Annotated in this window: 23 protein-coding genes and 1 pseudogene; 11 read left to right on the top strand and 13 right to left on the bottom strand. The window is 55.1% G+C overall.

Annotation, left to right across the window (positions count from 1 at the left end):
- Positions 1-8: 8 nt before the first annotated feature.
- The 4 genes from bhcD to bhcA form a co-directional block, all read right to left on the bottom strand.
- A complete protein-coding gene (bhcD, locus tag ACXLHR_RS01735; RefSeq protein ID WP_458789827.1) occupies positions 9-974 on the bottom strand; it encodes an iminosuccinate reductase BhcD in 966 nt (321 codons plus the stop codon).
- A 66-nt stretch (positions 975-1040) separates the two neighbouring features.
- Entirely contained in the window at positions 1041-2204 is a 1164-nt protein-coding gene (gene bhcC / locus ACXLHR_RS01730) for a 3-hydroxy-D-aspartate aldolase BhcC (RefSeq protein WP_458789826.1), read from the bottom strand.
- The gene (gene bhcB, locus ACXLHR_RS01725) at positions 2201-3172 is read right to left on the bottom strand and encodes a beta-hydroxyaspartate dehydratase BhcB (RefSeq protein ID WP_458789825.1); all 972 of its coding nucleotides are present in this window, start codon (positions 3170-3172) and stop codon (positions 2201-2203) included. The genes bhcC and bhcB overlap by 4 nt, the downstream gene beginning before the upstream one ends.
- Before the next feature lie 3 nt (positions 3173-3175).
- A complete protein-coding gene (gene bhcA, locus ACXLHR_RS01720; protein ID WP_458789824.1) occupies positions 3176-4342 on the bottom strand; it encodes an L-aspartate--glyoxylate aminotransferase BhcA in 1167 nt (388 codons plus the stop codon).
- 187 nt (positions 4343-4529) lie between these two features.
- Between bhcA and bhcR the strand changes: the two genes are divergently transcribed.
- Positions 4530-5354 carry an HTH-type transcriptional regulator BhcR gene (bhcR, locus tag ACXLHR_RS01715; protein ID WP_458789823.1) on the top strand — a complete coding sequence of 275 codons (825 nt, stop codon included), beginning with the start codon at positions 4530-4532 and terminating at the stop codon, positions 5352-5354.
- Between the two features lie 172 nt (positions 5355-5526).
- On the opposite strand, the gene ACXLHR_RS01710 is transcribed toward bhcR, so the two are convergent.
- The 5 genes from ACXLHR_RS01710 to ACXLHR_RS01690 are packed head-to-tail and all read right to left on the bottom strand — an operon-like array spanning position 5527 to position 10815.
- The gene (locus tag ACXLHR_RS01710) at positions 5527-6552 is read right to left on the bottom strand and encodes an ABC transporter substrate-binding protein (RefSeq protein WP_458789822.1); all 1026 of its coding nucleotides are present in this window, start codon (positions 6550-6552) and stop codon (positions 5527-5529) included.
- A 29-nt stretch (positions 6553-6581) separates the two neighbouring features.
- Positions 6582-7388, bottom strand: coding sequence for an ABC transporter permease (locus ACXLHR_RS01705; RefSeq protein WP_458789821.1), 807 nt, complete (start codon positions 7386-7388; stop codon positions 6582-6584).
- The gene (locus tag ACXLHR_RS01700; protein WP_458789820.1) at positions 7381-8283 is read right to left on the bottom strand and encodes an ABC transporter permease; all 903 of its coding nucleotides are present in this window, start codon (positions 8281-8283) and stop codon (positions 7381-7383) included. The genes ACXLHR_RS01705 and ACXLHR_RS01700 overlap by 8 nt, the downstream gene beginning before the upstream one ends.
- Positions 8280-9329 (bottom strand): ABC transporter ATP-binding protein, encoded by a 1050-nt coding sequence (locus tag ACXLHR_RS01695; RefSeq protein WP_458789819.1) that lies wholly within the window; start codon positions 9327-9329, stop codon positions 8280-8282. The genes ACXLHR_RS01700 and ACXLHR_RS01695 overlap by 4 nt, the downstream gene beginning before the upstream one ends.
- 40 nt (positions 9330-9369) lie before the next feature.
- A complete protein-coding gene (locus ACXLHR_RS01690) occupies positions 9370-10815 on the bottom strand; it encodes an amidase (protein ID WP_458789818.1) in 1446 nt (481 codons plus the stop codon).
- 926 nt (positions 10816-11741) lie between these two features.
- Here ACXLHR_RS01690 and fnrL point away from each other — a divergent pair.
- A complete protein-coding gene (gene fnrL / locus ACXLHR_RS01685) occupies positions 11742-12455 on the top strand; it encodes a transcriptional regulator FnrL (protein ID WP_458789817.1) in 714 nt (237 codons plus the stop codon).
- Positions 12456-12460: 5 nt separating this feature from the next.
- Here the strand turns inward: fnrL and ACXLHR_RS01680 are convergent, their stop codons facing one another.
- Positions 12461-13300 carry a universal stress protein gene (locus ACXLHR_RS01680; protein ID WP_458789816.1) on the bottom strand — a complete coding sequence of 280 codons (840 nt, stop codon included), beginning with the start codon at positions 13298-13300 and terminating at the stop codon, positions 12461-12463.
- Positions 13301-13498: 198 nt separating this feature from the next.
- Here ACXLHR_RS01680 and ccoN point away from each other — a divergent pair, with 198 nt between their 5' ends.
- The 8 genes from ccoN to ccoS all read left to right on the top strand — a co-directional run bounded on the left by ccoN (position 13499) and on the right by ccoS (position 21265).
- The gene (gene ccoN / locus ACXLHR_RS01675; protein ID WP_458789815.1) at positions 13499-15097 is read left to right on the top strand and encodes a cytochrome-c oxidase, cbb3-type subunit I; all 1599 of its coding nucleotides are present in this window, start codon (positions 13499-13501) and stop codon (positions 15095-15097) included.
- 14 nt (positions 15098-15111) lie between these two features.
- Positions 15112-15837, top strand: a complete 726-nt coding sequence (ccoO, locus tag ACXLHR_RS01670) for a cytochrome-c oxidase, cbb3-type subunit II (protein WP_458789814.1) — start codon at positions 15112-15114, stop codon at positions 15835-15837.
- A gap of 14 nt (positions 15838-15851) precedes the next feature.
- A complete protein-coding gene (locus ACXLHR_RS01665; RefSeq protein ID WP_458789813.1) occupies positions 15852-16046 on the top strand; it encodes a cbb3-type cytochrome c oxidase subunit 3 in 195 nt (64 codons plus the stop codon).
- Positions 16043-16912, top strand: a complete 870-nt coding sequence (gene ccoP / locus ACXLHR_RS01660) for a cytochrome-c oxidase, cbb3-type subunit III (RefSeq protein ID WP_458789812.1) — start codon at positions 16043-16045, stop codon at positions 16910-16912. Before ACXLHR_RS01665 ends, ccoP begins: the two co-directional genes overlap by 4 nt.
- Before the next feature lie 172 nt (positions 16913-17084).
- Complete coding sequence (ccoG, locus tag ACXLHR_RS01655; RefSeq protein ID WP_458789811.1) at positions 17085-18497, top strand: cytochrome c oxidase accessory protein CcoG; 1413 nt, start codon at positions 17085-17087, stop codon at positions 18495-18497.
- Positions 18497-18958: a FixH family protein gene (locus ACXLHR_RS01650; RefSeq protein WP_458789810.1), complete on the top strand. Its 462-nt coding sequence runs from the start codon at positions 18497-18499 to the stop codon at positions 18956-18958. The genes ccoG and ACXLHR_RS01650 overlap by 1 nt, the downstream gene beginning before the upstream one ends.
- Positions 18958-21102: a heavy metal translocating P-type ATPase gene (locus ACXLHR_RS01645; RefSeq protein ID WP_458789809.1), complete on the top strand. Its 2145-nt coding sequence runs from the start codon at positions 18958-18960 to the stop codon at positions 21100-21102. The genes ACXLHR_RS01650 and ACXLHR_RS01645 overlap by 1 nt, the downstream gene beginning before the upstream one ends.
- A 4-nt stretch (positions 21103-21106) precedes the next feature.
- Positions 21107-21265: a cbb3-type cytochrome oxidase assembly protein CcoS gene (gene ccoS / locus ACXLHR_RS01640; protein WP_458789808.1), complete on the top strand. Its 159-nt coding sequence runs from the start codon at positions 21107-21109 to the stop codon at positions 21263-21265.
- 86 nt (positions 21266-21351) lie between these two features.
- Here ccoS and ACXLHR_RS01635 read toward each other — a convergent pair whose 3' ends face one another.
- Positions 21352-22194: a DUF481 domain-containing protein gene (locus ACXLHR_RS01635; protein WP_458789807.1), complete on the bottom strand. Its 843-nt coding sequence runs from the start codon at positions 22192-22194 to the stop codon at positions 21352-21354.
- A gap of 157 nt (positions 22195-22351) precedes the next feature.
- Positions 22352-23257, bottom strand: a complete 906-nt coding sequence (locus ACXLHR_RS01630) for a LysR family transcriptional regulator (RefSeq protein ID WP_458789806.1) — start codon at positions 23255-23257, stop codon at positions 22352-22354.
- A 51-nt stretch (positions 23258-23308) separates the two neighbouring features.
- On the opposite strand from ACXLHR_RS01630, the gene ACXLHR_RS01625 reads away from it, so the two are divergent.
- Entirely contained in the window at positions 23309-23431 is a 123-nt protein-coding gene (locus tag ACXLHR_RS01625) for a hypothetical protein (protein ID WP_458789805.1), read from the top strand.
- Between the two features lie 36 nt (positions 23432-23467).
- Here the strand turns inward: ACXLHR_RS01625 and ACXLHR_RS01620 are convergent.
- Positions 23468-23761: pseudogene (locus ACXLHR_RS01620) on the bottom strand (serine/threonine protein kinase); the annotation flags it as partial.
- Positions 23762-23936: the final 175 nt, after the last annotated feature.

Genomic DNA, 23936 nt, shown 5'->3' with positions numbered 1-23936 from the left:
GGGGTGGTTTAAAATTCGACGTTCACTGCTGTTCCGTTTGCGATGGCCAGATCGACCGCCGCAGAGGCTACGGCCAAGTCTTGCAGACCAACGCCCGTGCCGTCAAATAGTGTAATCTCTTTCGCGCTGGTACGACCTTTGTGGACACCGTTGATGACGCTGCCCAGTTCGTTAATATCAGCTTGTTTTAACGTGCCTGCTGCGACGGCGTGCTGACATTCGCCGATGCTGATCGCTTGTGCGATTTCGTCGGTGAAGACAGTAGCGCGGGCCACGAGTGCGGCCTCGACCTCTTGCTTGCCTTTGGTGTCGGTGCCCATGCACGCGATATGTGTGCCTGCTTTGACGTGCACATCATGCAGGATTGGTGCGTTGCTGGACACGATGGTAACGATGACGTCGGATTGCGCGCCTAGCTCTTGGAGGGTGACGGATTGGAAGGGCAAGCCGAGCTCTTGTGCCACTTTTTCAAGCGAGGCCAGTTTTTCGGGGCTGCGGTTCCATGCGACGATGCGTTTGAAATTGCGCTGTTCGGCGACGGCACGCAGTTGGAATGTGGCTTGGTGGCCTGCGCCGACGATGCCTAATACTTCGGCGTCTTGCCGTGCCAAATGGGCCACAGAAACGGCGGCGGCGGCGGCGGTGCGTAGGGCGGTCAAAAGGTTGCCGCCTACAATCGCGCGGCATTTGCCGGTGTCTGCGTCAAATAGGAAAATCGTGGATTGATGGTTGGTCAAACCCTTGGCCGCGTTGCCCGGCCAGTAGCCGCCGGATTTAAGACCGAGGTTCAGCGCTTCACGGTCAAAGCCGGATTTGAATCCGTAAAGCGCGTCTGCGTGGCCGATTGCTTCGCGGATCACCGGAAAATTATAGGCGGATTTGGCAGCCATTGAGGCGAACACTTTTTCAACAGCGATAAAGCTGTCCTGACGGCCAATCAGCGCGCCGATTTCTTTTTCGGGAACAATGTACATCGCGGTCTCCTGTAGAGTCAAAAAGCGGGAAGCGCCGCGTGGACGCATCCCGTTATTGTGGTCGGATTAGTAGGCTTTGCCGCGTGCGGAAACCGGCCAGACTGTTTCAACCTTGCCACCCCTCACGCCAACATACCAGTCGTGTACGTTGCATGTCGGATCGCAGTGACCGGGGACCAAACGCAGTTTATCGTTTATTTTCAAAGCGCCGTTCGGGTCAGAGACAACGCCGTGTTCGTCGGAGCATTTGATGTATTCAACATCGTCACGCCCGTAGACGGTGGGCAGGCCGCTGTCGACGGATTGGGCTTTCAGGCCCGCGTCAACGATGGCTTTGTCGGCTTTCGAGTGGCTCATCACGGTGGTCAGGATGAACAAGGCGTTTTCCCATTCGCCGTCGTCGATCCGTTTGCCGTTCTCGTCGAGAATCCGTCCGTAATCGGCATCCATGAAAGCGTAGGATCCGCATTGAAGTTCGTTATAAACGTTTGATGCGCTTTCGAAATAGTACGAGCCGGTGCCGCCGCCGCCAACGATGTCGCACGCGAGGCCATTGCTTTTGAGGCCATTCACCGCGTCTGCGACCTGCGCGATTGCCGCATCGAGTTTCACTTTACGGTCAGCGTAGAGATCCATGTGCTGCATCGCCCCTTGGTAGGCCTGAATGCCAGCAAATTTCAAACCTGGTGCCGTATCAATAAGTTTGGCAATATTTACAACATCCTGGGTGGTGTTGACGCCACAGCGACCTGCGCCGCAGTCGATTTCGACAAGGGCTTCTATTTGTGTGCCAGCGTCAACCGCTGCGTCGGACAGGGCTTTTACGTTTTCGGGATCGTCCACGCAAACCAGCACGCGACAGCCGAATTTTGGCATTTCGGCCAAGCGTTTAATTTTGGCAGGTTCGGTCACCTGATTGGAGACCATCACGTCTTTGATGCCGCCGCGTGCAAAGACTTCGGCTTCGGACACTTTTTGGCAGCAGACGCCGATGGCGGCACCCATATCTTGCTGCAGCTTCAGCACGTCTACGGATTTGTGCATCTTGCCGTGGGCGCGGTGACGCATGCCGTGGGCTTTTGCGTAGTCGCCCATTTTCTTGATGTTCCGCTCTAACGCATCGAGATCAAGGATCAGGCAAGGGGTCTGGATATCGGCTTCATTCATCCCCGGTTTTGCCGGAATATCAAAGCCCACGTCAAATTTATCAAAGTTCACAGGTGCGTTCATTTCAAATCTCCAAATTCTGGGCGCTGCCATGGCAGCAGATCAAGGTCGACGTTGCCGCCGGTAATTACCACGCCGACACGTTTGCCAGCGAAGATCTTTTTGTTCTTAAGAATGGTCGCCAAAGGCACGCCGCAGGATGGCTCGATGATGATCTTCATGCGCTTCCATGTGATTTTCATCGCGCCCACGATCTCGTGCTCGGTGGCGGTCAGGATGTCGGTGACGTGGGTGGACACAAAGTGCCAGGTCAGGTCTTTGAGAGGCACTTTCAGACCATCAGCGATTGTGTCGGGGGCGTCGTCAGCGATGATGTGCCCCGCTTTGAAACTGCGGTAGGCATCGTCGGCGTTTTTAGGTTCGGCTGCGTAGATTTTGATGTTTGGCGCGAGGTTCGAGAGCGTCAGGCAGGTGCCGGAAATCATGCCGCCGCCGCCGATCGGGGCCACAACAGCGTCGAGGTTTTCGACCTGTTCGATCAGTTCTGCCGAACATGTGCCCTGCCCTGCAATCACACGTGGGTCGTTATAGGGGTGGACAAATTCCGCGCCGGATTTGGCGATGACTTCGGCAAAGACCGCTTCGCGCGAGATGGTTGAGGGTTCGCATTCGACCACGATCCCACCGTAGCCACGCACCGCGTCTTTTTTCGCTTGCGGGGCGGTGTGGGGCATCACGACGGTGCACGGGATACCGCGACGGCCTGCTGCGTAGGACAGACAGGTGCCGTGGTTGCCGCTGGAATGGGTGGCCACGCCGCGTTTTGCCTGTTCGTCGGTCAGGCCGAACACCGCGTTGGATGCGCCGCGTGCTTTGAATGCGCCTGCTTTTTGCAGGTTCTCACATTTGAAGAACAGCTCTGCCCCTGTCAGATCATTAAGATACTGCGACGTCAGCACCGGCGTGCGGTGGATGTAGGGTTGAATGCGCTGATGCGCATCCAACATATCTTGAAGGGTCGGGATATACATCGCTTACGCTCCGTGCCGGTAGTGGGCTTGCGCCGCAGCCACGCCGGACCCGAGTTTGATGTCCAGACCCAGATCGACCATGACCATCTCGACCGTGGCCAGACCAGACAGCATCATCGCGTCGGTCAGCATGCCAAGGTGACCAATGCGGAACACTTTGCCAGCAACTTCACCCAAGCCCACGCCGAACGCCATACCGTATTTTTTGGCAGCGACGTTCACGATTTCAGTCGCGTCGAACCCTTCGGGGGTACAGATCGCAGAGACGCTGTCGGAATAGACGTCCGGTGTTTGGGCGCAGAGTTTCAGCCCCCAAGCGTCAACCGCATGGCGCACGCCTGTGGCGATACGGGTGTGGCGTGTAAAAACGTTTTCCAGACCTTCGGCTTCGATCATGGAGAGCGAAAGTTTAAGACCGTTCATCAGGCCGACAGGCGGCGTGTAGGGGAAGGCGTTGGCGGCGTAGCCTTTGGCCATATCGCGCACATCAAAGAAGGTGCGTGGCAGCGTGGCTGTCTCGACCGCTTTCATTGCTTTTTCGCTGAAGCCTACGATGCCCAGACCTGCTGGCAGCATGAAGCCCTTTTGCGAACCGGTAACGGCGGCATCGACACCCCATTCGTCAAAACGGAAGTCCATCGAGCCGATCGAGCTGACGCCATCGACGAACAGCAAGGCGGGGTGTCCAGCGGCGTCGAGTGCACGGCGCACGGCAGCGATATCGGATTTTACGCCGGTTGCGGTCTCGTTGTGAGTGGCAAGAACTGCTTTGATTTTGTGGTCTTTGTCGGCGGTCAGGATCTCTTGGTACTTGTCAGCTGGCACGCCCGCGCCCCAAGGGGTTTCAACAACCTGCACGTCCAGACCGTGACGCTGGCACATGTCGATCCAGCGGTGGCTGAACATCCCGTTGCGTGCTGCCAGAATGCTGTCGCCTGCTGACAACGTGTTGGAAATCGTAGTTTCCCAGCCGCCAGTCCCTGTGGACGGAAAGATAAAGATATGCGCGGTTTCGGATTTCAGCACTTTACGCACGCCTGCAAGGCAAGGATGCAGGATCTCGCCGAACAAAGGCGACCGGTGGTCGATTGTTGGCATATAGCAAGCCTGACGAATAGCCTCCGGCATGTTTGTCGGGCCGGGAATAAACACTGGATTTTGAAAGCTCATAACGATCTCCTCATTTCGGTTAACAATGAGTAAGCGGTTCGATATTTTTTCACAATTTTTTCGTTTAGTAAGTTAATTCAGATGAAATCATTCTATTAAGTCATGTTTTCAGTGTGTTATCTTTTTTCATCTTTTTATTTTACTTTCAAATATATCTGAAAGGTTTTATCTTAATTTCAAAGGGAGCATGAATATGACGCAAGAGAGCCGGAACAGAGGTCGCCCGAAGACACACGATCCTGCACTGGGGCAAAACATCATTCAGGCCGTCGATCGCGCAATCGATGTATTGGAGGTTTTGGCTGATGGAGGTGCGATGACCTTGTCGCAGATTGCAACAAAGATGGGGCAATCGCCCGCCACGCTATACCGCATTCTATGCACGTTTCAGGCGCGTGATATTGTTGAGAATGATGCCGTGACCCAAGAATGGACGATTGGGGCCAACGCATTTCGCATTGGTGCGAAGTTTTTGCGCCGCAATAATGTGGTCCTGAGTGCGTTGCCTGCGATGCGCCATTTGATGGAAACCACCGGCGAGACGTCTAATTTGGGTATCGAAAAGGCTGGTAAGGTTGTTTTCATCAGTCAGGTGGAAACCAACGAGTCGATCCGCGCGTTCTTTCCGCCGGGCACGCAAGCGCCGATGCATGCCTCGGGGATTGGCAAGGCGCTGTTGAGCACCTTTTCAGATGTGAAGCTGGCGCAGTATGTAAAAGAGCAAGTGTTGACCCAATTCACGCACAAGACGATTTGCACGGGTGAGGACCTTATCGGTGAGGTGAAGCGTATCCGCGCATTGGGCTATTCGTTTGATGATGAGGAAAAAGCGGTCGGGATGCGCTGCATCGCGGCGCCGATTTTTGACCATCAGGGTCAAGCAGTTGCAGGGATTTCGATCTCTGGTCCGTCGCATCGGTTGTCAGTTGATATGGTGACGCAGATTGGCGCGATTGTGAAGGCTGCAGCGAGAGATGTGTCCCGCAGTCTAGGGGCGGATCTAGACGACTAGGGGATGGCGTCGGGCAATCGTCGTCTGAGTGAGTTTGCAAACTGGTGGTTGAACCTGAATTATCCGCTGACCGCGGGTAAGGCTATACGGTTTGGTCGGCAGAACTGGATGATGCAATTGCCAAGATTGAGGCTTGGGCTGCCGGGCATCTGAGGACGCCCCGCAGGTTGGTTTATTTGACCAATTCGGTCCAGATCGAGGTGTAAAGCTCGGTGGCCGATGGCGGGCAGGTTGGCAGGAATCTACCGGCTGCTGCGAATTCGGCTGGCACGATGATTTCGGGCGCTGTGTTCATATCTTCCGGCATGAACGCATCCGAGCCTGAGATCCCGTTCGCGTAGCGCGCAAAGGTCGAGATCATCGCAGCGTTTTCGGGCAACATGATGAAGTCGAGGAATTTATAAGCTTCATCAACGTTTGCGGCGCCTGCAAGCAGGCCCACCGAGTCCATCCAAAGCGGGTAGCCTTCGACCGGATAGCCGTAGACCACATCGGGGTTGTTTGCGCGCGCGCGCATTGTCGATCCGTTCCAGTTGACCGATGCCGCGTAGTCGCCCGATGACAGTTTGTCGGTTGTGCCGTAGTCCATCGAGAGCCACGATGGTTTGGCGGCCATGAGTTTGTCGCGCACTTTTTTGAGGACTTCGAGGTCTTCGGTGCAGGCTTCGCCGCCGACGTTAAAGATGCTCAGCGCCATGATATCGCTCATTTCGGGAACCACGTTGACCTTGCCCACAAGTTCGGCGGGCGGATCAAGGAAGATGTCGGAGGTGTTCACATCGCCGCTATAGACGGAGGTATTGACCGCGATGCCGGTCGTGCCCCATTGCCACGGGATCGTGTATTTGCGCCCATCGTCCCATACCACATTTTGCCATTCGGGTGCGATGTTGCCAAAGTTTTCGAGGCGGGAATGGTCTAGTTCGACGATCAGCCCCTTACCCGCGAAGATCGGCACATAGTTAGCCGACGGGACAACCAAGTCAAAGCCGGACCCACCTGCCTCGACCTTTGCAAGTGCGGTGGTGTTGCTGTCGTAATCGGTGACGGTCACCGAGATGCCGGTCTCGGCCGTGAACTTTTCGATCAGTTCGGGATTGGTGTAATTGCCCCAGTTATAGAGGTTTAATTGCCCTTCAGCGAGGGCGAGGGTGGTGCTGCCAAGCAGGGCAGTGGTTGCCAATAAGATGGTTTTCATGGGTCTCTCCTTGAGATTAACAACGCGGGCTAGCCCCGCTTTTTGGTGACGATAAAGAAAATCGTCAGGATGCAAACTGTCAGGGCCAGAAGTGCGGTCGAGATCGCGTTGACTTCAGGTGTCAGGGCGCGCCGTAACTGGCCGAGCATGTAGGTAGGGAGCGTATCTTGCCCTGCTGATTTCACGAATTCGGTGATGATAACGTTGTCGAGCGAGATGATGAAGGCAAGCATAGCCCCTGCGATCACGCCAGACAGAAGTAGCGGCAGAGTGATATACCGGAACGTCTGCCACGGTGTTGCGTAGAGGTCGGCGGCGGCGGTTTCCATGGTGGTGTCCATGCCTTCCAGTCGTGCTTTGATCGGCAGATAGGCGAAAGGCACGCAGAAGGCGGAATGTGCAAGGATCAAGTAGCCAAGGCCGCTATAGCCTGTGGCGACTTTTACGGAGGAAAAGAAGATTAGCAGGGCCACGGCGGTCACGATTTCCGGTACCATCAGCGGTTGGTTGATGATGATGTAGATTGTGGTCTGGCCTTTGAATTTGCCGCGCCGCGTGGTGCCGAGAGCGGCCATTGTCGCGACCGTGGTCGCGATCACAGAGGCCCAGACGGCGATGATGAGCGAGCGAGCGGCGGCGCTTTGCACTGCTTCGTTCTGCGCGGCGATGGCGTACCATTTGAACGAGAACCCGCCCCATTGGTTTACCGAATTGCCGCCGTTGAACGAGTAGACCACAAGCGTGACAATTGGTGCGTAGAGTATAACAAACGCGGTGATTGCGATGAAGGTGAAGCCCGCCAGTTTGGTGACGTCAAAGGCGCGTGGCTTAGCCATTTTTAGCGTCCTTTTCCGAGACCCGTGTGTAAATGATCAGCGACCCTAAGACGAGGATCAACAGCACCGTTGAGAGGGCTGCTCCCAGTGGCCAGTTCTGTCCTTGTCCGAATTGTAATTCGATAAAATTGCCGATCATCATGTTTTTGCCGCCGCCCAAGACGCGTGGGGTAACGTAGGCGCCGAGGCTGGGAATGAACACGAGGATCGCGCCCGCCACGATGCCCGGTTTGATGATGGGCAGGATAACTTTGGTGAGGATTTTAAAGCGGGAGGCGTAGAGATCATAGCCTGCTTCGATCAGTTTGAAATCGAACCGGTCGATGGCGGCATAGAGCGGTAGGACCATCAACGGCAGGTAGACGTAGGCCATGCCGATCAGCACAGCGCTATCGGTATAGAGGATCTGGATTGGTTCGGAGATCAGGCCGATATTGATCAGAAATGTGTTAAGAAGCCCTTGGTTGCGGATGACTTCCATGATTGCGAACGTGCGGATCAAAAGGTTGGTCCAGAACGGGATGGTGATCAGGAAAAGCCAGAGGTTGCGTGATGCGGCGGGCCGTGTGGCGATAAACCACGCGGTTGGCAGACCGAACCCAAAGGTGATAAGAGTGGTCAGGATCGAGAGTTTGACCGAACGCCATATGATAGAAAGGTTTGCATCGGCGAAGCTAACGGTGCCGTCGAAAATATCGCGACTGAACAGAACCCTGAACCATGCTTCACCAGAGAGGATCCAGCGCACGCCAGAGTAGTCGCCTTTTTCAAGAAAGGAATACATCACAACGATGACCAGGGGGCCACTCGCCGCGATTAACAGCAGGATTAAGGCAGGGGCGGAGAGCAGCCAGCCATTTGCGCCTTTACTGCGTGATCCTGAGCGGCCGCTCATGATTTCAACACTTGCACGGCGCTTGCGTCGATGGTGATAGCCACCTCGTCGCTAACGTTCAACGCGGTGGCTGAGTTGCTTTGAACCCGCGCGATCAGAGTGCTGTCGTCGCGCAAGGCCAGCGTGTAGTGGGTGTCGGTGCCAAGGTAAGTGGCGTCGATGATTTTGGCGGCGATGCCGCTTGGGGTGATGCTGATCTGTTCGGGGCGCACAGCAAGGGTGACTTCGCCCGCGTGATCAGCCAGTGGCACGGCTAGAATGTCGCCAGAGCCGATTTGCACACCGCCGATTTGCACGCGCCCGACAAGGAAATTTGTTTCACCAATAAAATCCGCCACAAAGCGGTTTACCGGGCGGTTATAGATGTCGCGCGGGCTGCCGACTTGCAGCAAGCCACCCGCCGACATGACGCCGATCCGGTTGGACATGGTCAGCGCTTCTTCCTGGTCGTGGGTCACGAAAACGAAGGTGATGCCGGTTTCAGTTTGCAAACGTTTCAGTTCACTTTGCATTTCTTTGCGCAGTTTGAGGTCGAGCGCAGAAAGCGGTTCGTCGAGCAGCAAAACTTCGGGTTCGGGGGCCAAGGCGCGGGCCAAGGCGACGCGCTGTTGTTGCCCGCCTGACATTTGGTCGGGCATACGGTCGGCAAATTGTTCCAGTTTGACTAATTCCAGAACGCGCGCCACAGCGGCGTCTACGACTTTGCGTGATTTGCCCTGCATTTTGAGGCCAAAGCCGACGTTTTGGGAGACGGTCAGGTGGGGAAATAACGCGTAGGATTGAAAGACTGTGTTCACAGGCCGCAAGTTTGGCGCGGTGTGTGTAATGTCGCGTCCGTTCAGCAGGATTGTGCCGGATGTTGGAGTCTCGAATCCTGCGATGCAGCGCAGCAGTGTGGTTTTCCCACAGCCTGACGGGCCTAGGAGGGTGAAGAATTCGCCTTGTTCGATGCCGATGGACACATCGCCAAGTGCTGTCACGGCGCTGGCGCCAGCGCCGTAAATCTTGCCGACGTTTTGTACGTTTACCGCGATGTTTTCATTCAATGTATGGTCCCTCCAGATCGTCACTATGCGCGGGCTTTTTCTATTGGGCAAGTCTTTCGACTGCGAAGGCCGGTTTGCGGTTAGCCCAAGGCTGTGCGCGTTCGAGGTCGGCGCAAAGCGCAATTAAATCCGTGTCTTGGCCAAAGGGAGCTGCCAGATGGATGCCCACAGGCAACCCGCCTTTGGTCCAGTGCATTGGCACAGAGGCCGCGGGTTGGCCGCTGGCGTTAAAGGTGGCGCAGAACGGGGAGTAGGCGAAAATACCGCCTTCGCCGATGCGGTAATTTTCGTAGTCATCGCGGTCGTGGGTGAAGCGCCCGACTTGGGCGGGGGGCTCTGCGAGGGTGGCGCAAAGCAGGATATCATAGTCGTTAAAGAACAGGGCCATGTCGCGCCCGTAGCTGTGGATTTCGCCAACGGCGTCGAGGTAATCTGCGCCGCTGATCCCGTCTGCAAAGGCCATTGCGCTGCGTGCGACCCCCTGGATGTCGTTGGGGCGCAGAGTGGTGGCGCGAGATTTCAAGGTTGCGCTAATGCTAAGTGCGGTGCCGCAAGCGACGATTTTTGTCCATGCACGCATCATGCCTTCGTGGTCGGCGTTCGGCCGTGCGGGCGTGATGGTGTGGCCCATGCTTTCGAGCAGGGCGGCAGTGTTTGTAACGGCGGTTTTACAGTCGGGGTGGATGGCGTTGCCTGTGAAGGTTGTATCGCAGAGCGCGATGCGCAGGGGTTTGGCGGGGCGTTCAATTGCTTGCGCGTAGGTGCAGGGCATCGGCGGCGCGACATAGGGTTGGCCCAGATCATAGCCTGCACAGGCGTCCATCATTGCCGCGTTGTCGCGCACCGAGCGGGATAGGAAGCCGTCGATCGCCATGCCAGCCCAGCCTTCGCCGGCGGAGGGGCCTTCGGGAAAACGGGCGCGGGTGGCTTTGAAGCCGAACAAGCCGCAGCTGGAGGCGGGGATGCGCACCGAACCGCCGCCGTCCGAGCCGTGTGCGATGGGGATGATGCCTGCGGCGACGGCGGCACCTGCCCCGCCTGACGAGCCGCCTGATGTGTGGTCGAGATTCCACGGATTGCGGGTGGAGCCGCCGTAAACCGAGGCTTCGGTTACGGCCCCGATCCCGCCTTCGGGAGAGGTGGTGCGCCCGAATGTCACGACGCCGGTTTTGCGCATACGCAGATACATTTCGCTGTCATAGGTATAGTGTGTGTCGCGCCAGAGGTTTGAGCCATTATGGGTTGGGAAATCAATGGCTTCGGCGCCGAGGTCTTTGAGCAGGAACGGCACGCCTTTGAACGGGCCATCGGGTAGGCCGTCTTTTATGTGGCGGCGCGCGGTGTCTTCTTGCAAAAGGACCACCGCGTTGATGTCGGGGTTCAGGGCAGCAACGCGCGCGAGGGCCTGATCGAGCAATTCATCGGGCGAGACTGCGCCGGATGCGACCGCATCGGCCATATCGGTTGCGTCATTCCAAGCGTCCATGTTCCGTCCTCCTAAGATAGTGACGAATGTGGCCGTGGAACGCGGGAAGTCAATATTGAACGTGGACGACTTCGTCAGTTTGCGTCTGATTTAAGGTCCCTACCCCGCCAGCGTCACCAGATTGGGGACCGGACATCTTGGCATGGATTCCCGCGCGCGATTGCATCCTTCATTTTGAGTGCGCAGATGGTCGTCTTTGCGACCGGTCAGCAGGCAGTGTAGTAGTGAAATAAGCGAGTTTATTTCTGGGCCAAGCCTGTTGCTCTGCATGAGAACCGGCCGCGCATTCAAATTTTTTGTAATGGTGCCCTGCGGAATGTGAATGGCAGTTCACGGGTGCCGTCTGGATCACCACTTTTGCAGAAGCTGATGTGATAGTATCGAACGGCTGTGAGATCTCAAGCAGGAGGTCGTTTACTTGCAAAACTTGCAGGACGGCTCCCACACAAAACGCGTGATCAAGGACTGGATTTGGTTCAACACCTTCAAGCGGCTCCACACTGGTTTTATAATATCCGTGCTGAAAAATTGCCCCAACCGGAGTCCGTTATTTCGCAAAAATGGGTCGTGATACAATTGTTATCATGGGATTTTTTTAAGTATTAGCGGTTTTTTTGAAGCGCGTCATTGCCACGGATAAAGGCGGTCAGACCTCGCAGGTGATGGCGTCCACTGTTACGGGCACGGAAAAATCTACGGTATTATTGCGCGCACCTCGGACGACGCTGGCAGTGCCAAAGAGCGGAAGTCGATCCGGATTGTGCCGCACGCCTGAGAGTGGTTTTTTTGCTGATTGCCAGTCGGGTACGCAACGCTTAAATCGGCCAAATGGTCGCATTGATCCCGCAGGTTGTGGTTACCACCCGAAACATGAGATAGTGCATGTGGGCGCAACAGGCGCGCGGCAACGGGAAGGATCAGATCCCATGGCAAATGCTATCAGCTTTGAGAAACAATGCGATCAATGTCCTATCCGGCATCGTGCTCTCTGTGCGACATGCAGTCCTGATGAGTTATCGGAGCTGAATGATACGAAGTATTATCGTAGCTTCGAGGCCGGCCAGCCGATTATGTGGAGTGGCGACCGTATGGGCTTTGTCGGGTCGGTTGTGACTGGCACAGCGACGATCGAACGTCTGATGGAGGACGGCCGAAAGCAGACGATGGGATTACTGTTGCCCTCGGATTTCATTGGCAGGCCCGGACGTGATACGGCGATTTATGATGTGACGGCTGTGACGGATGTTGTGCTATGTTGTTTCCGCCGTGAGGGGTTCGAGCAGATGGTGGGCAAGACCCCGCATCTGTCGCAGCGCATGTTGGAAATGGCGCTGGATGAATTGGATTCAGCCCGCGAATGGATGCTGTTGTTAGGCCGCAAGACGGCCCGCGAAAAGATTGCGACTTTTCTGATGATGCTGGTCCGCCGCACTGGGACAAAGAAAAATATTGCAGAGGGTGAAGTCCAGATCGTGTTGCCACTGACCCGCGAAGCGATGTCGGATTATCTGGGACTAACAATCGAGACTGTCAGCCGCCAGTTTTCGAGCCTGCGTAAAGAGGGGCTGATTGTGCTGGATGGCAAGCGGGATGTGACAATTCCCGACGTTGATGCGCTAAAGATTGAGACAGGATCGTAATCATCTTAGTGTGCCATCAGGATCGGGATATCCGTCAGCCGTAACATGTCGCGGGTCGCGCCGCCAAGCAATGCTTCGCGCAGAGGCGAGCGACCGTAAGCACCCATCACAACCAAATCGACGCCGCGTTCTTTGGCGCGGGTCAACAGCTGGGCGCCGATGGAAGGCTCGGCGCGAGCGAGGATCGAGATGTCTGCGCGCGCACCAAACCTTGCGATGTAAGCGGCCAACCTGCCGCCTCGATCCGAGCGTTCGTGTCCATGAACGGGAGGATCGACAATGGTGATTTCGGTCTCGCGCGCGGCTGCGATCAGTGGAAGACCTGCACGGCATGCCGCCATGGCCTGTACACCGTCGTCCCATGCGATCATGACATTTTCAAAGTTTATTTTGTCGCTACATGCGGGCGGCACCATCAGAACGGGGCGGCTAGCGCCCAGAACGCTGGCCTCGAAGATCATTGTGTCGGCGCGACCCGCGGTATCTTGATACGGGGTCGGCAGCACGATCAGATCATAGAACCGCATAGTGTCGGAGATAAAGACGTCCAGCCCACCCGGCAGTGTTGTGACGTTCTGCACGTCCCAAGCGATATCTTCTGCAGCGAGCCTGTCGCGTGCGCAGGCCTCGAGTTTGTTTGCAATTCCTTGAGAAATTTCGAAGTTTTGCTGGACGGCAAGCGCCTGTACGCCTGCATAATAAAATCCCGGATCGGTATCGTCTACGCCGATGCACAATACATGCAGATGCGCGCCAGCCTTTCGGGCAAAGGCGATGGCCACTTCGAATGCCGCCCTGTCCTGTGCTGGCTCGTGCAAAATTGTTGCAATAGACTTATACGACATGTGGGCTCCCTTGCTTTGCTGCAAACTCTTTTCAGGACCGTAGAATGGGGGCTTGCTATGCGTCTTTGATCTATCGCAAATGGGTCATTCACGGGAATTTGATTCAGATCAATGTTTGTTGCACCTTGTTCGCGCAAAAGAAGATAGCGAACAGGTTGTCGTGGCCCATCGGTCGCGTCCTAAGAACGAGGGGTTTTCATGCTCAATTACTTTAAATTAGCGGCTTTAGGGTTAATTATCCTATTTGCCGCGATGGCTACAAATTTCGCGAGGGACTTGGCTTATCAAGTTCATGCGATTCTTATTTTCCTGGTGGCATCAGGCATGTTTATCTGGGTATTGCGTGGCACCGACGAGCCGCGCTCTCTGGTTGATAGCAATGGCTACATGGATGGCGTTATCCGTGCGGGTGTGATTGCGACCGGGTTCTGGGGAGTTGTCGGTTTCCTCGTGGGGGTGATTATCGCCTTCCAGCTTGCGTTTCCGGTGCTTAATTTTGAATTTGCGCAACCCTATCTTAATTTTGGCCGTCTGCGTCCGCTGCACACAAGTGCGGTGATTTTTGCCTTTGGTGGCAACGCATTGATCATGTCATCTTTCTATGTTGTGCAGCGCACAAGCGGGTCGCGTCTGTTTGGCGGCAGCCTGTCGTGGTTCGTTTTCTGGGGCTATCAGTTGTTTATCGTGCTGGCCGCAACCGGCTATGTGCTTGGCTCGACCCAGTCGAAAGAATATGCCGAGCCCGAGTGGTATGTTGATATTTGGCTGACCATCATCTGGGTTTCCTATCTCATCGTTTTCCTTGGCACGATCTTCACCCGTAAAGAGCGTCATATCTATGTGGCAAACTGGTTCTATCTTGCGTTTATCGTCACGGTGGCGATGCTGCATATTGTGAATAACCTTTCGATTCCTGTGTCCATCTGGGGCAGTAAGTCGGTTCAGGTGTTTGCAGGTGTTCAGGATGCGATGACCCAGTGGTGGTATGGCCATAATGCGGTTGGCTTTTTCCTGACGGCTGGTTTCTTGGGTATGATGTACTACTTTGTGCCGAAGCAAGCAGGTCGTCCGGTGTTTTCGTACAAGCTGTCAATCATCCACTTTTGGGCCCTGATTTTTCTCTACATCTGGGCGGGTCCGCACCACCTGCACTATACGGCGCTGCCTGATTGGGCGGGGACGCTGGGCATGGTATTTTCGATCATCTTATGGATGCCAAGCTGGGGCGGTATGATTAACGGTCTGATGACGCTGCAAGGTGCATGGGACAAGCTACGCACCGACCCGATCATCCGTATGATGGTCACAGCGCTTGCATTCTACGGCATGTCCACATTCGAGGGTCCGATGATGTCGATCCGTGCTGTGAACTCGTTGTCGCACTATACTGACTGGACGATTGGTCACGTCCATTCCGGCGCACTTGGCTGGAACGGCATGATCACATTTGGTGCGATCTACTTTATGACACCGCGTCTATGGGGCAAAGTTCAGATGTATTCGATGTCTGCGATCAACTGGCATTTCTGGTTGGCTACTATCGGGATCGTTCTTTACGCATCTTCGATGTGGGTATCAGGGATCATGGAAGGTTTGATGTGGCGTGAAGTTGATGCGCAGGGCTTCCTTGTTAACAGCTTTGCCGACACGGTTATTGCGAAATACCCAATGTTGGTGGTCCGTGGTCTGGGTGGGGTTCTTTACCTGACCGGCGCGATCATCATGGTCTGGAACATGTGGATGACGATCCGTGGAGGTCAAAAAGTGACCGCTCCGGTCGGCGTTGCGACAGTATAGGAAGGGTTTAGATCATGGGTTTCCTGAATAAACACCAAATCATCGAACGTAGCCCTACGCTGCTTTTGATCGGCACATTTGTCGTCGTCTCGATTGGCGGCATTGTTGAGATCGTGCCGCTATTCTATCTTGAGAATACAATCGAAGAAGTAGAGGGCATGCGCCCCTACTCGCCGCTCGAACTGACGGGTCGCGACATCTATGTCCGTGAGGGTTGCTATAACTGTCACAGCCAGATGATCCGCCCGATGCGCGACGAAGTAGAGCGTTACGGTCACTATTCACTGGCAGCGGAGAGCATGTATGACCACCCGTTCCAGTGGGGATCAAAACGCACGGGCCCTGATGTGGCCCGTGTCGGTGGCCGCTATTCAGACGTATGGCATGTGGATCACCTGACTGACCCGCAGTCTGTTGTTCCTGAATCGATCATGCCGAAATACGGGTTCTTGATGGATGTCACGATTAGCGGCGAATACATTCAGGACTTGATGTCGACGCATCGTTTTGTGGGTGTTCCTTACACCGACGAGATGATTGCGGCTGCCCCTGCCGATTTTCTGGCGCAGGGCGATCCCGACAGCGATTTCGACGGATTGCTTGAACGCTATCCCAAGGCGGTTGTCAGCAACTTTGACAACCAGCCGGAGCTGACAGAGATGGACGCACTGGTCGCTTATTTGCAAATGCTGGGCACATTGGTCGATTTCTCGACCTTTACCCCTGCTGCAAGCCGTTAGGGAGGACACACGATATGGATAAGTATTCGATGTTGCGTCAATTCGCGGACAGCTGGTTCCTGATATTGATGACCCTGTTCTTTTTGGGGACGATTGTCTGGGCTTTTCGCCCCGGCAGTCGCAAAGAGCACAATGACACCGCCAACGTCGTTTTTCGCAATGAGACCGCTGCGGATAAGGACGACGAAAAAGTGGAGGCACGTAAATGACCGAGCACGAGAAAGACATCGATCAGGAAACTGGGATCGAGACGACAGGTCACGAATGGGACGGCATCAAAGAGCTGAACAATCCGCTGCCGCGCTGGTGGCTCTGGTCGCTTTATCTCTGCATTATCTGGGGCGTTTGGTATGTGATTGCCTACCCTGCGTGGCCGCTGATTAAAGGCGCGACCGAGGGCTATCTTGGCTATTCGACCCGTGCGAATGTTGCGACTGATATTGCGGCGGTGAACGACAGGAACGCCGATTTGCGTGCTGCATTGACTGAGGTTGATTTGACCGTGCTTGAAGAAGACGAAGCCCTGAGCCGCTTTGCGGTTGCGGGTGGGGCTGCGGTGTTCCGCACCAACTGCTCGCAGTGCCACGGCTCTGGTGCGGCGGGTGGCAAGGGGTATCCCAACTTGCTGGATGATGACTGGCTCTGGGGCGGCACGATCGAGGATATCGCCTATACGATTAACCACGGTATTCGCAACGAGGTCGACTTTGATTCACGCTGGACCGAGATGCCTGCTTTTGGTGACATCCTGGAATCTGACCAGATCGATCAAGTCGTGCAGCATGTTATCTCGTTGTCATCAAACGAGTTTGACGTGGCTATGGCTGCTGAAGGTGCAGTTGTTTTTGACGAGAACTGTAGCTCTTGTCATGGCGTTGAAGGCCTTGGCGACAACCAATTGGGCGCGCCAAACCTCGCCGATGCAATCTGGCTTTATGGTGGCGATGTTGCCACTGTGACAGAGACCGTCACGAATTCCCGCTTTGGTGTTATGCCACCTTGGGGCACGCGTCTGTCGCAATCAGATGTAAACGCTGTTGCGGCCTATGTTCACCAGCTTGGCGGCGGCGAATAAACCCATCCCCTTTCCAAAAGGGGCGCTTGCGAGAGTGAAAACCTCGCAAGCTGATCCCACCTCTGGCCTGTTCGCGCATTCTAGGGGTGGGATTGTTTGTTACTTGACCTACATCAAAGACGTGGCCTAACCCGCTACCTATCCCTACACTGCGTACAGGTCTGGATAGAAAATGAACACTGAAACTCCCCCCAAATTATTTGCTGCTCAAGAACCCATCTTTCCACGGAAAGTGAAGGGAAACTTCCGCACGTTCAAGTGGTTAGTCATGGCCTTCACACTGGGTATTTACTACATCACGCCGTGGATCCGTTGGGATCGCGGCCCTGCCCTGCCCGATCAGGCGGTGTTGATTGATTTGGCAAACCGCCGTTTCTATTTCTTTTGGATCGAAATCTGGCCTCACGAATTCTATTTTGTTGCAGGTCTACTGATTATGGCCGGTCTTGGGCTGTTTCTGTTTACCTCGGCGCTTGGCCGCGTCTGGTGTGGCTATGCTTGCCCGCAGACGGTCTGGACCGATTTGTTTATTCTAGTAGAGCGCTGGATCGAAGGGGATCGCAACGCGCGTGTCCGGCTGTGGAAATCCAAGTGGGACATGAAGAAATGGCGTCTACGCCTGACAAAATGGGCGGTCTGGCTGGTCATCGCGGTGGCGACTGGTGGCGCTTGGGTGTTCTACTTTACAGATGCACCGGCTCTTGCACGCGACCTGCTTGCTGGGGCTGCTCATCCTGTTGCCTATTCGACGATCGCAATTCTAACGGCGACAACATTCCTGTTTGGCGGGTTCATGCGTGAACAGGTTTGCATTTACATGTGTCCTTGGCCGCGTATCCAAGGTGCAATGATGGATAATGACACGCTGACTGTGGGTTACCGCGAATGGCGTGGGGAACCACGCGGCAAAAAGCGCGTTGAGGGTGCGGGTGACTGTATCGATTGTATGGCGTGTGTGAACGTCTGTCCGATGGGCATCGATATTCGTGACGGTCAGCAGATGGAATGCATTACGTGCGCGCTATGCATCGATGCCTGTGACGACGTGATGGATCGTATCGGAAAGCCCCGCGGTTTAATCGATTATCTGGCATTGGGCGACGAGCCAACAGAACGCGGCGGCAAAGCGCCAAAGCCGGTGTGGAAGCATATTCTGCGTCCGCGCACGGTCATCTATACGGCACTCTGGTCGCTGATCGGGTTCGCGTTGGTATTTGCATTGTTTGTGCGTGCTGACATCGATCTCACTGTCGAAGCGGTGCGGAACCCGACCTATATTACATTATCCGACGGCTCTGTGCGCAACACTTATAACCTGCGCCTGCGTAACAAGCATGGTGAACCGCGTGACTTCATGCTGTCAGTCACCTCTGACGAGACCATGCGCATAAGTTTAGAAGGCCAACCCGGTGCCAATGTCGTTGTGCCTGCGGATAGCTCATATATCCAGCGGGTCTATATCACGGCGGGTCCGCAAGATCCGGCTGCAAAGATCGACGCGACAGACCTAAGGTTCTGGGTAGAAGATGTGTTGAACGGCGAACGTGCCTATCGTGACAGCACATTCAACGGAAAGGAAAACTAATGGCAACTGCAACTAAAGGACAAATGACCGGCTGGAAATTTCTGGCGATCATGGTCATAGGCTTTGGCGTGATCATCGCGGTGAACCTGACATTGGCTTTCAAGGCTGTTTCGACGTTTCCCGGGCTAGAGACCAGAAACTCTTATGTTGCCAGCCAGTCGTTTGACGTGGAACGCACCGCCCAGCTCGCGCTGGGTTGGGAGGCGCAGGCCGCTGTGAGGGCAGGCCAGTTGCGTGTCAGTTTCCGCAAGGATGGCGTACCGGTCGAGCCGGTGATCGCATCTGCGGTGTTGGGACGCGCGACGCATGTGGCGTCTGATCAAACGCCGATCCTTGTGTTTGATGGTGCCGACTTTGTAGCACCTGTGGACCTTGATGGCGGGAATTGGAACTTGCGCTTGGTTGCGATTGCGGCTGACGGCACAGAGTTTCGCCAGCGGATGATTGTTGACATTGAATAATGGCCGTTTCTGCTTGTCCCGCCTGTGATGCGGCCCCGTTTGCCCAGGAAATTGTCAGCAAGCGTCTAGCTGCTGGCGATATTATTCTGTCTTTGCCCGGCATTCATTGCGCGGGCTGTATTGGCACGGTCGAGCGTGCGCTGACGGCGACCCAAGGCGTTACCGAGGCGCGTGTGAACCTAAGCCGCAAGCGGGTAACGATTGCGGCGAAAGGCATGCAACCTGAGGCATTGATCGCGGTCCTGGAAAACGCGGGCTATGAGGCTCACGCCTTGGACGCGCCGATGATGTCTGCGGTTGACGGTGATGCCGAGGGTCGCATGATGGTGGTTCGTTTGGGCGTCTCGGGTTTTGCGATGATGAACGTGATGCTGTTTTCGGTGGCTGTGTGGTCGGGAGCGTCGTTGGCGACCCAGCATATGTTCCACTGGTTGTCAGCCATCATTGCACTGCCTGCCCTGTTTTTCTCGGCGCAGGTTTTTTTTCGACATGCGTGGCAAGCATTGCGGGTCGGGCGGCTGAATATGGACGTGCCGATTTCGCTGGCGATTATTCTTGCATCGGGTCTTTCGGTCTATGAGACCTCGATTGGCGGCCAGCATGTTTATTTTGATGCGGCTTTGTCGCTGACATTTTTCTTGCTGATCGGGCGCTATCTTGATCATCGCACACGGATTGCCGCCCGCTCGGCTGCACAAGAGTTAAGTGCGCTCGCGAGCCCTAACGCGGTGCGGGTCACGGGTGATTTACAGGAAACCGTGCCTGTCACCGAGCTTGAAATCGGTGATCTGATCCGCGTGATGGTTGGGATGCGTGTGCCTGTTGACGGGCAAATCACGCAAGGGACATCAGACAGTGACCGCTCGTTTTTAACTGGTGAGAGCCTGCCAGTTAGGGTGAATGTCGGTTGCGATATTTCCGCGGGTGAGGTTAACCTGACAGGGCCGTTTACCCTGCGCGTCACCCAAGTCGGCGAAGATACGACGCTGGCCCGTATGGCGCGTTTGGTCGAGAATGCCGAGGGTGCGCGTAACAAATACACAGCACTTGCCGACCGCGCGGCACGGATTTATGCACCAGCAGTGCATCTTCTGGCGCTTGTCACGTTTACGGGTTGGATGGTGTTATCACATGACATCGCGCTGTCGCTGAATATTGCGATTTCCGTACTGATTATCACCTGTCCTTGTGCGCTGGGACTGGCTGTACCTGCGGTCATGACAGCGGCGACGGGTCGTCTGTTCCGGCGAGGCTTGCTGGTCAAAAATGGCACGGCGCTGGAGCGTCTGGCCGAGATTGATACAGTTGTTTTTGACAAAACAGGCACGTTGACCGAAGGATATGCGCGTATTGATATGGATGCGATGGACGCCGATAGTCTGGCGGTACTCGCGGCCCTTGCAAAAGCATCCCATCACCCTGTTTCGCGCGCGATTGCGGCGGCAATACCAACGTCTGTGATTGCTGCTGACCTGACCGATGTGACTGAACAATCGGGTTTAGGTGTGACGGCCACGTGGCAGGGCCAAACAGTGCGTTTGGGACGCGGTGACTGGGTTGGTGCGCGGGTGTCCCCTGCCATGAAAATCGGCGACGCGCAGGCGATACCGCTGACGTTTTCGGAAACTTTGCGCGACGGTGCCGCTGCCGCGATAGCAAACCTGAAAGCGCGCGGAATTCCTGTGCATATCTTCTCTGGTGATACGCGAGACGCGGTTGATGCATTGGCGAAAACGCTAGATGTGACAGATGCACGCGCGCAGATGACACCCGATGAAAAACTGTCTGCTATTGAGGCGATGACGGACGCGGGTGCAAAGGTTTTAATGATTGGTGACGGGTTAAACGACACGGCGGCGCTTGCGCAGGCCTATGCGTCGATCTCACCTGCGTCAGCGTTAGATGCGTCGCGTGCCGCGTCGGATATTGTGCTTTTGAGCCGGAGCTTGGCCGAAATTCCTGACGCTATCAGCACCGCGAGATCTGCGCGCGTGCGGGTTTTAGAGAACTTTGGCATCGCCGCAGGTTATAATATGATCGCGATTCCTATCGCAATCGCGGGTTATGCGTCACCGTTGGCAGCCGCGATTGCCATGTCGGCCTCGTCGATCACTGTTTTGCTGAACGCATTGCGAGTAAGGTAATACCATGAATATCCTGATCATACTTATCCCCGTTTCGCTGATTTTGGCCAGCTTGGGCCTCGCTGGGTTTCTATGGACCCTACGTGCCCGCCAATATGAAGACCTGGACGGCGATGCCTGGCGAATATTGGTCGAGGACGATCAAGCGAAAGACGACATTTAGAACAAAAAAAGGGGCAGATTACTCTGCCCCTTCTCTTCACTAACCAAGGCTTGCGAGGGCAAGCCCACTTGGGAATGCACGCCCGATTAGTTAAAGTTGTATACCAGCGAAACGCCAAGCGTGTTGGAGCCGTCGGAGAACTTGTCGTCCGAAGAGTCGTCATACTTGGTTGCATAGGATGTGCGCAGCGACAGTGTATCTGTCATGGAAACGCTCAATGCCAATTCGTTGCTTACAATAGTCTTGAGGTCTGTAACTGCAACATCTGTGTCGTTGGTGATGAATGCGGTGTCTGTCAAGCTTCTGAAGAAGCTGGAAGAAATTGCACCAGCAACTTCGTCTGTGTCAGCCTTAGCATCGTACTCGGACATCAGGTAACCTGGGCCAGCCTGAACCGACCACTGTGTGTCAGCCGTGTTAAAGATACGGTAGCCAAGACCTGCGGAAACAAGAATTTCCTGTGTCGGGGAATCGCCAGTTGCGAACTTGTTCATTTCTGCATTCACAGATCCGTAACCGAACAAGGAAGAGTTGAAGTCGCGACGGTAGTCAGCGCCAAGCAACAATGTGTTCTTCTCGTCGAACGTGGAACCGTCAGCGTTTTCGCCGTCGGAAAAGTTGAACGCAGCTGTGACGTCGATGCTGTTCACACCGTCGAATGTGCCGTAGCGCAGGCCAACACCAATATCAGTGTCTTCGTCGCCATCGTTAGTTGAGGCTGTTCCGCGCAAGGACATGGAACCGTAAGACCCTGGTGTACGGCCGTCGTTTGCGAATGTTGGACGCTCTGCTGCGTCTGTGATCGAATCTTCGATCGCTTCTACAGCTGTTGCGGATGCTGTGTTATCAGCAAATACTGGCGTCTGTGCACTTGCAGCAGTCGCTACAAAACCGCTGATTGCAGCGATGATAAATACGTTGGTCTTCATGGGTCAATCCTCTCCCAAAGAAAGTGACCCGAACTTGTAATAAGAACGGGAGCATTCCTGCTAAAATTGAACTAGTCCCTCGCTATTATCAAGTAAAGTGTAAAATAATCGTGCTTGAGCGGAGTTTTGCTCATGCATCCTAGACGTTATTAAAATGCTACAGTGGCTTGATTTCGCTAATTGCACACAGGTCCCGCAGAACGGCGCCGCCCTCGTTTTCCGCGTTTTTGCCGACCCGCGCAATCACAGCAAGCGCGGCTTTTAAAATCACCGGGTCCATATCCTGACGCCAGACGGCCCAAACCGGATAGGGAAATGCAGGTGCGTCAGGCACCAGATGCAATTGGCCACTATCAAGGTATTTTTTGACGTAGCGCGCTGGTAAATACGCTGCAGCTTGCCGGTTTATCACATATTCCGTCACCATTGCCCCCAAAGAGAACGTGATACCGGGGTTGGTTAGTTCGGGGAATGCCTGACTATGGGCGTCCACAAATTCTGGCCCCCAGTCCACAAAGACGTAGCGCCCTTTCATGTCTAAAGTCGGGTTTGCCCATGACGCGACCAGCACCAGATCTTCGTCCATCACTTTCTCAACCGCAAGGCCAGGTCGCATTTGCGGCATGTAAAGCAAACCTAACTGGATTTTTCCTTCGATCAGGTATCGCGTCAGCCGGTCAGGCATGCCGATTTCAGCGCGCATATTCAGGTCGGGCATATCTGCGCGCAATCCGTCCAACAACCGGAACCCCAAGCGCGGCCATAGCGAATATTGCGCCCCGATTGTCAGGCTACGGGTAAAACCTGGCGGGATCGCGATTTGCTGGCGCGCCTCTTCCCAAGTCCTGATCATCGACAGTGCATAGGCTTCAAATTCACGCCCTGCCGGCGTCAGCTCCGCCCCTGACTTGGACCTTGTAAAAAGTGATTTACCAAGACTGTCTTCCAAGCGCAGAACCCGCAGGGAAACCGCCGATTGCGTCACATACAGACGGTCGGAGGCCGCAACGAAAGATCCTGTCGCCGCAACCTCAAGAAAAGTTTTGAGAAGTGTTATATCCATGAGAACCGTTCTGCCAGCAACACAGGCAAAACCCTAGTAAAATTCTTCAATATGGCATATTTTGGACGTAATCGTGCAACTCCCGTCATGGTAAAAATCCGCTGTGAAGCAGTGCAAACCGCCGCCAAATGCGAACGCATCGCCCAGCTTTACTGGGATCACCTCGAAAGTTGATAGTATTCAAACGGCGTCGAATGGCGGCCCTTCTTACGTTGCCACAAAGATTTTGCGCGCCGCCCATTTCAGCCGTTTAGTATTGCGGATGTCTAGGACAGGTAGTCGGGGGGTATTCGGCTTTGGTAAGGCGCGGTATTGGCGCCGCTTCGTGACAGAAATTCGGGTCCTCGCTGAAGTAGTGTTGCATCAGGGGACGGTGAGATATTCAAACCAGCGGCAGCGATAGGTCTTCGTGGCCTCCAGTACCTCGGATGCGAACGTCAGTAAGACATCGCGCGGCGACATGCAGCCCAACTGGCTATCGGCGTTAAACTCGGGAGTTGTGGCTTACTGGTGTGTCCCTCCGTCACTTGGCGCTGCTTTTCTCGCGGACCTGTGTGAGCACGCCGGATTTACTTACGCTCGATCTGCATCGTCCAGGTTTTTGGTACGATCAGTGCCACGCGCGGCCCGTTTGCGGCACTGGCTGCATTGGCGGCGTTATGAACACTTTATTAGCCGG

It is taken from the genome of Yoonia sp. MH D7, from assembly GCF_054439475.1.
The sequence above is the reverse complement of the archived record's forward strand: the minus strand, read 5'-3'. Positions and strand labels throughout refer to the sequence as shown.